Origin of the sequence: Bacteroides sp. AF25-38AC (genome assembly GCF_003602995.1) — a bacterium.
Lineage (GTDB): Bacteria > Bacteroidota > Bacteroidia > Bacteroidales > Bacteroidaceae > Bacteroides > Bacteroides uniformis.
In genome coordinates this window covers 1-7,593 of the sequence record NZ_QTMD01000063.1, presented here as the reverse complement: position 1 = coordinate 7,593, position 7,593 = coordinate 1, and the positions used below count along the sequence as shown (strand labels likewise).

The following is a 7,593-nucleotide window of genomic DNA, read 5'->3' as shown; positions in this document are numbered from 1 at the left end:
AATTTGGAGACAAAGATAATAATTTATAAATTTACCCCTCAGGTTTTTACATTGACCCAAAATATCATTCGCTGAATAGTTACAGCTTACTTATTAAAGATTGAATAAAATGAAAAAAGTTGGATTTCTGATTTTCTGTCTGTTTGCTATGTGCAGCATGGCAGGCAAGGCGCAGGATGTAGTGGCGGACAGTACCGGCTACATCGTTAAGGTAGGGGAGATGGCTCCAGATTTTACAGTGAAGCTGACGGATGGGAAAAGCATTACCCTTTCGGGACTTCGTGGGAAGGTGGTCATGTTGCAGTTTACCGCGAGCTGGTGTGGGGTATGCCGTAAGGAGATGCCTTTCATTGAGAAGGATATATGGCTGAAGCATAAGTCGAATCCGGATTTTATGCTGATTGGCATCGACCGTGACGAGCCGTTGGAGAAAGTGATTGCTTTTGGTAAGTCAACCGGAGTGACCTATCCTTTGGGTCTGGACCCGGGAGCGGATATATTTGCGAAGTATGCGCTCCGCAAGGCAGGTATCACACGCAATGTCCTGATTGATAAGGAAGGGCGTATTGTGAAGCTGACACGTCTGTATAACCCTGAAGAATTTGCTTCTCTGGTGAAGGAGATTGACGGAATGCTTTCTGAATAGTAGGAATAGGCAAGATATAAAAAAGGAAGTGCCCCCTAAAAGTTTTTGTCTAACTTTTAGGGGGCACTTCACTTTTATGCTTGTCGGGATAGTTTGGCAAGATAGTCATAATGTGTACCCTCTTTCACCAGCTCTGCTTTGAAGCCATTTTCGGCAGCATAGATGCTCAGGGTCTGAAAGTCGATATAGAGCCAGTCAAAGGAGTCGCCTTTGACATTCTTGTATTGCATCTGGAAGTCTACCTCTCCGTAGTAATCACCGGCAAGGTTGATAACAATACTGCCATCTTCCTCTTCGAACAGATAGCTCAGGTTGCTGGAATCCATTAAAACACAGCCTCCAGGCCGGAGCAGTAGCTTCATCTTCCGGAAAAAATCAGGCAGATTCTCCAACTTTCCGATAATGCCGGAACCGTTCATCAGCATCAGGATAGTGTCGTATTCATCGGCAAACTGTTCATTGAACAGATTGGTTTGTGATACGCTACGCACACCTCGCTGCTTCATCACTTCCACGGAAAGCGGGGAAATGTCGATGGCATGGACCTCTTTTCCGGCTTCTTGCAGGGTAAGGCTATGGCAACCGCTACCGGCACCCACATCCAGAATCTTTCCGGTCGCCATTTGCAGAGCAGTACGCTCCAGCAAGGGCATTTGCTTTTCTGTGCGGAATAGCTCTTCGACGGGAATTTCGTCCTCATCGAATTGTGAAGAGAACACGCGTAGGCGGTCGGCTTTATGCCGTTTAAAGTAATCGGCTATGGCTGCGCCCATCGGGTCCTTGTCGGTAGGCAATAAGGCTGTATTTATCATTTCTTATGTCTGTTAGCGCGTTTGCGGCGGATTTCTGCTTTCATTTTGGCTGAGGCGGAACCGTGTTGCCCGGTAATGTAGGTTTTCTTCTTGGCTTTGGTCTTTATCTTGTTTTCTTCTTTAGGTTTGTCCTTTTTGCCTTTGAAGACAATACCACCCATCATCGCTTCTTCTATACTCATATATTTCGTTGTTTTAGTGATGTAAAATATCATTTCTCCGGCAGTACCTCAATCCAATAGTCATCCGGGTCATTGATAAAGTACAGTCCCATTGCTGTGTTTTCGAAACATACCCATCCGTTTTCCTTATGGTATTGGCGTATGGCGTCGTAATCACCGGATACGCGGAAGCAGAGGTGACTCTCGTTCTCCCCTAATTCGTAGGCTTGTGGATGCTCCTTCAAGCAGGTCAGTTCCAGCAGGAAGCCGGTACTGCTGTCGGTCAGATAGACCAGAGTGAAAGAGCCGTCGGACGACTCTTTCCTATGATGTTCTTTCAGCCCCAGTGCCTTTTCGTAGAATGCGATGCTACGTTCCAAGTTGGTGACATTGATATTAAAATGGTCGAATTTACTTTTTATTTCCATTTGTTTATTTCTGATTTGATTATTTACAATTTACAGTCTGCGTGTGCGGTCATTTGACCATTGCTTTCAGAATTTCGCCTACATACGTGCGTGGCATACCTTCCATCGTTGCCGGTGAAGGCAGCTTCTTACATTCCAGAATGACCGTAGGCTCTGTCTGTCCCGTAGGATAGAAACGGATGGTATAGCTTTCTGCTTTTTCCATTTGTTCATACGGCTGGTCGGGCGACAGTATGCTGAATACAACTGGTTTGCCGTTGACTTTGCCCAAAGAACCTCCGGAGTTTGCTGTCATCATGGTCATGTTGAAAGGCTCTTGGCCGATGACGATAACCAATTTGCCTGCTCCGGTCTGGATGGCATCGGCTGACAATTGCTCGGGGGCTATGGTTTTGTATTCTTGCTGCTGGCTCTTTTGGGCAGGAACCAGTGCGGCAGGTTTCTTGACTTGGGGCACTTCGATGACTTGGGCATCTTTCACGATGCCTTCGGATGCCTTTTCAGCAGCCTGGGCAGGTTCCACGGTAACTTGTTTCTTCGGGGTGATTACCGTCGGACCGGAATTGACGACAGCCTTCACCTCTTTCTTTTCTTCCTTCTTTTCTTCTACCAGAGCTTTGGCAGTGGTGGCGCTCAATGCTTCTGCTGCTCCCAGGCAAAGGTCATCAACGAAGTCTACGGTTTTTCTGCGCCACTTGGCAAGTCCGCGTACCAGTTTGGTCTTCGCCTTGTTCAAGGCATACTTGTCTACAATCCACTCCTCGGCGGTATATTTTTCTTTTCCTTCGCGGTAGTTAAACCGTATCTTTTCTACTTCGAGCACGCTCTTTTCGGGTTGGCAGGTCACAGTCAGCTGGTAAAGGATTTTGGTACGGTCTAATGACAGAGCCGTAGAACTGAATACAATCCATTCATCCCCGATACCTACAATTTGTCCTTTCTCTTTGTCTGAGAATACTACACGGCTGGTATTTTCATTCTCTTTCAGACGGGCATCCATCCAGCCGAGCAGACGTTCGTAGATTTCATCCTGAGACATGCCGGGGATGCTGAATTCTTTGGTGAATACCACTTTGCCGTCCACCTCGGGAACAGCACCGGCCAGATATTTACTGTCGTCCCTATCCTGCGCCTGCAGCATGGCCGGCAGACAAAGGCAAAACAGTGTAAAAAGAAGTTGTGTCAAATTTTTCATAATAGTATGTGTTTTAATTATTAATTTACGAATTATGGGCTACAAGTTGGGGAGTTCGAAACTTTCACCACGGTGTGCAATGCTCAGAAAGCGGCATCCCTTGCTCTCGGCAAACTGCCGGAATGCGTTGCCTCCCTGATAATCTTCGCTGAAGTGCATCGGTACAAATATAGTGATTTTTATTCGTTCCACGAATTGTTCTGCTCCACGCATATAATCTTTTCCGATACGGCTGTCCACCGGAAACATGGCTACATCTACGGCAGGTGCAGTTTGCTGCAGCTCTCTCACTTCGGCCAGAAAGTCACCTTCGGCCTTGCGTATTTCCTGCGGAGTGGATTCCTCGCTCCAGTGCCAGTTGTTCAGGTCACCGGCATGGAACAGCCGTCTGCCCTGCAGGTCTATCAGGAAGGAGATACCCACATCGGTAGAACCGAAGGCCTGGATACGGATATGTTCGTCTTCGTAGGTGTCGCCCTTATTGATGTAGGTGGCATCTTCCGCTGAGGCGCGGCGGTGCTTCAGGATGTCTTTGGAGAATATGTAGCGGATGTCGGGCCGCAGTTTTTTCCATGAAAGAACTTCGCGATTGAAGTGGTCGGGATGGAAATGCGAGCATAGTACGTAGAGTACGCCCGGCTTTTCCAAGAGATAGTCGTGCACGATACCTTTATTGAAAACCTCTTCCGAGGAATCTTTATAGTAATCGATAATGACCGTCACTCCGTCCGCTTCAATCGCGAAGCCGCTATGGTAGATGTAATCAAGTTTCATTTACGGATTGAATTATAGCGCAATATTACAAAAAACGCTACACAAACTTCCGGTTTAAGCTGTTATTTTATGCAAAAGCACGCTACATCGGTACTTCTATGAAGAGAATGTGAGAGTCTTTCAATGTTTCCAGCTCAAAACTGCCGGTTTCGTATACTCCCATTCCGTCACGACGTGAGAGTATTGTGCCGTCCACTTTGACTTCACCTTCCATTACGAAGATGTATGCACCGGAATGCGATTGGTGCATGTGGTAGTCAATCTTCTTTCCGGCTTCTATTTCACCGATAGAAAACCAGGTCTGTTGTAGCAGTCTGGCAGGAGCATCGCCGTCAGGGGATACTATTAGTGCCATTTCATTTTTGCGCAGGAGTGGACGTACGTCGAAGTCCTGGTATGCGGGTGGTGTGTTCAGCTTTTCGGGCATCACCCAGATTTGCAGGAATTCTACCGCTTCAGTGTCACTGCCGTTCATTTCGCTGTGGTAGATGCCGGTGCCGGCGCTCATGGTTTGTATATCTCCCGGAGTGATGACGCGGCTGTTCTGATGATTGTCCCCATGTTTCAGTTTCCCTTTCAGGGGAATGGAGATGATTTCCATATTTTTATGAGGATGTGTGCCGAAGCCCTTTCCCGGAGCCACACGGTCGTCGTTCAGTACACGCAAGGCGCCGAAATTCATCCGGCGGGGATTGTAATACTCGTCGAAACTGAAGGTGTGGTGGCTGTCAAGCCAATCATATAGGGAATGACCTCTGCTGTCTGATTTGTCTATAACTTTTTTCATAATTTATTCCTTTTCTTAAAATGGTTTATGTACTAGTAACGCTTTGGAAAGCTATAAAGTTTAAAAACCGATGTCTAAGAATTTATAAATGAGTGGGGACTATGCCTTGACCTCGTTCTCCAGTGGCTTATGGTTCATAAAATCTTTGATGTTCTGCAAGGTTGTCGAAGCAATGTTTGCCAGTGCCTCGCGTGTGAAAAAGGCCTGGTGCGAAGTGACGATGACATTATTGAAGGACAGTAGCCGCGCCAGGGTATCGTCATCAATGATTTTGTCCGATTGGTCTTCATAGAAGTATTCGCTTTCCTCTTCGTACACATCCAGGCCGGCAGAGCCGATTTTCTTGTTTTTTAGTCCTTCAATCAGGGCGTTGGTATGGATGAGTTGTCCACGTCCGGTATTGATAATCATTACTCCGTCCTTCATTTTACTGATGGAATAGTCGTTGATGAGATATTTGGTCTGTTCAGTCAGCGGGCAGTGCAGGGAGATGATATCCGAATTGTGATATAGCTCATCCAGGCTGGTATATACCACTTGATGTTCACGGGCGAAATTATAGTCGGGATAGAGGTCGTAGGCAAGAATATTCATGCCGAATCCACGCAGGATACATATCAGTTTCTTGGCTATTTTTCCCGTGCCGATGATGCCTGCAGTTTTTCCGTACATGTCGAAGCCCAGAAGTCCGTGCAGCGAGAAGTTTCCGTCTCGTGTCCGCCAGGTAGCACGTGGAATTTTACGGTTGAGGGATAACATCAGGGCAACGGTATATTCTGCTACGGCATAAGGGGAGTAAGCAGGGACACGCACTACGGTAATGCCACGGTCGGCAGCTGCCTTTAAATCTACATTGTTGTAGCCGGCGCAGCGCAACGCCAATAATTTCACGCCGTTGTCTGCCATCAGACGGATAACTTCGGTATCGGCCGTGTCGTTCACGAAAATACAGACTGCGTCTACTCCTTGGGTTAAAATAACGTTGTGCTTGTTAAGATGCCCTTTATAGTAGCGGAGCTCAAAACCATATTCCTTGTTTTTTTCGTTGAAAGACGCTTCATCATAAGGTTTGCTGCCAAAAAATGCGATAGTGTATGCCATGGGATTTGTTGTTTTTTAAAATGTTACATAATTATAGGGAGATAACAAGTGGAAAGTTGATATGGTTCAGTGGCCGGAAGGATTCATAAAATGATAATTATTTCTATTTGTTTCATCAGAAACTATTTGGTATTTCAATTAAAGTTCTATATTAGGATAACTTTATGCACAAAATTCTTTTTCATGTGCAATATTATTGTACCTTTGCGCCCGAAAACAATTAAAAAAGATTTAGATGAGAAAATTTTCGTTGATTGGCATTGCGATGTTAATCGTTTCAATTCCAACTTTTGCGGGTGGTATCCTAACAAATACAAATCAGCATGTATCTTTTCTTAGAATGTTAGCGCGTGGTGCTTCCATTGATATTGACGGTGTCTATTCTAATCCGGCCGGTTTGGCCTTCTTGCCGGAAGATGGTCTCTATTTGTCTTTGAATGGACAAAGTGCTTATCAGACCCGTAACATAAAGGCGACATTTCCCTTGTTTATTGAAGATGGGAATACACGTTATTATAAAGGAAAAGCTTCTGCTCCTTTCATTCCTAGTTTTCAAGGTGCATATAAAAAAGGAGACTGGACTATTTCCGGTAGCTTTGCTGTTGTAGGTGGTGGCGGTAAGGCATCGTTTGATGATGGTTTGGGTATGTTCGATTCAATGGTGATGGGACAAGTCCATACTATTTCGGGTGGTCAAATCACTCCCAATATGTATTCTATCAATAGTGCAATGGATGGAAGCCAGTTTATTTATGGTGTGCAATTGGGGTTGTCGTATCAAGTTAATGATTGGTTAGGTGTGTTTGCCGGTGGACGTATGAATTATTTTACCGGTGGGTATGAAGGATTTCTGACTGCAACAGCACACAGTAATATTCCTACTTATGGTGGCATGGAATTGGTTGGTATCGATTTAGACTGCGACCAGACCGGCTGGGGATTGACCCCTATCTTGGGAGCTGATGTGAAGTTGGGCAAATGGAATATTGGGTTGAAGTACGAGTTTATGACAAGTCTTAATCTCGAAAATAAAACCAAAAAAGCTGAAGTGCGTGCAATGGGAACTGCTATGGGAGATGAAGGGAATCCTTTGGCTGACTATAAGGATGGTGTGAATACTCCGAGTGATATCCCTGCATTATTGACTGCAGCTGTTGGTTATGAATTCCTTCCTACGCTTCGTGCAACGCTGGAATATCACCATTTTTTTGATAAAGCGGCAGGGATGGCCAATGATAAGCAGAAAGCGTTGAAGCATGGCACACATGAAATTTTGATTGGTGCAGAATGGGATATAGCTAAACAGCTGACCATCAGTGGTGGTTATCAGCGTACAGATTATGGCTTGGCTGATGATTTTCAGAGTGATATAAGTTTTTCATGTGACTCTTATTCACTGGGGTTTGGTGCTGCCATCAAAATGACAAAGCATTTGACTATGAATATAGCCTATTTTTGGACAAACTATGATGATTATACAAAGAAGATAAGTGAAACCACCAAGAATGTTTATAGCCGTACTAATAAAGTGTTTGGTCTTGGTGTTGACTATAAGTTCTGATTTCACAATCCTACCTTTATATATTAAGAAGCCGTCTCAAATATCGATTTGAGGCGGCTTCTTTCTTATTTTAGGGACTGTCGTAAAAAGAATAAAACTTTATAACGAATTGATTGCCAATGCAATAT

At 45.0% G+C, this 7,593-nt stretch carries 9 protein-coding genes; 2 read left to right on the top strand and 7 right to left on the bottom strand.

The genetic code is table 11. The annotated features are described in order from the left end of the window. Positions 1 to 109: 109 nt before the first annotated feature. Positions 110 to 646: a TlpA family protein disulfide reductase gene (locus tag DWY55_RS21435; RefSeq protein WP_005831535.1), complete on the top strand. Its 537-nt coding sequence runs from the start codon at positions 110 to 112 to the stop codon at positions 644 to 646. A 74-nt stretch (positions 647 to 720) separates the two neighbouring features. Here DWY55_RS21435 and DWY55_RS21430 read toward each other — a convergent pair whose 3' ends face one another. From DWY55_RS21430 to DWY55_RS21400, 7 genes are all read right to left on the bottom strand, one after another. Continuing rightward, the gene (locus DWY55_RS21430; RefSeq protein ID WP_120178380.1) at positions 721 to 1,458 is read right to left on the bottom strand and encodes a class I SAM-dependent methyltransferase; all 738 of its coding nucleotides are present in this window, start codon (positions 1,456 to 1,458) and stop codon (positions 721 to 723) included. Then, positions 1,455 to 1,640: a hypothetical protein gene (locus DWY55_RS21425; RefSeq protein ID WP_008664928.1), complete on the bottom strand. Its 186-nt coding sequence runs from the start codon at positions 1,638 to 1,640 to the stop codon at positions 1,455 to 1,457. The genes DWY55_RS21430 and DWY55_RS21425 overlap by 4 nt, the downstream gene beginning before the upstream one ends. Before the next feature lie 29 nt (positions 1,641 to 1,669). Next, positions 1,670 to 2,047, bottom strand: coding sequence for a VOC family protein (locus DWY55_RS21420; protein ID WP_005831529.1), 378 nt, complete (start codon positions 2,045 to 2,047; stop codon positions 1,670 to 1,672). Positions 2,048 to 2,096: 49 nt separating this feature from the next. Further along, positions 2,097 to 3,242 (bottom strand): DUF4468 domain-containing protein, encoded by a 1,146-nt coding sequence (locus DWY55_RS21415; protein WP_005831527.1) that lies wholly within the window; start codon positions 3,240 to 3,242, stop codon positions 2,097 to 2,099. 39 nt (positions 3,243 to 3,281) lie between these two features. Beyond that, positions 3,282 to 4,016, bottom strand: coding sequence for an MBL fold metallo-hydrolase (locus DWY55_RS21410; RefSeq protein WP_005831526.1), 735 nt, complete (start codon positions 4,014 to 4,016; stop codon positions 3,282 to 3,284). Positions 4,017 to 4,098: 82 nt separating this feature from the next. Further along, on the bottom strand, positions 4,099 to 4,803 hold the full coding sequence (locus DWY55_RS21405; protein ID WP_005831524.1) for a pirin family protein: 705 nt from the start codon (positions 4,801 to 4,803) through the stop codon (positions 4,099 to 4,101). A 99-nt stretch (positions 4,804 to 4,902) separates the two neighbouring features. Then, entirely contained in the window at positions 4,903 to 5,904 is a 1,002-nt protein-coding gene (locus DWY55_RS21400; RefSeq protein WP_005831522.1) for a 2-hydroxyacid dehydrogenase, read from the bottom strand. A gap of 235 nt (positions 5,905 to 6,139) precedes the next feature. Here DWY55_RS21400 and DWY55_RS21395 point away from each other — a divergent pair, with 235 nt between their 5' ends. Further along, a complete protein-coding gene (locus DWY55_RS21395; RefSeq protein WP_005831520.1) occupies positions 6,140 to 7,465 on the top strand; it encodes an OmpP1/FadL family transporter in 1,326 nt (441 codons plus the stop codon). Positions 7,466 to 7,593: the final 128 nt, after the last annotated feature.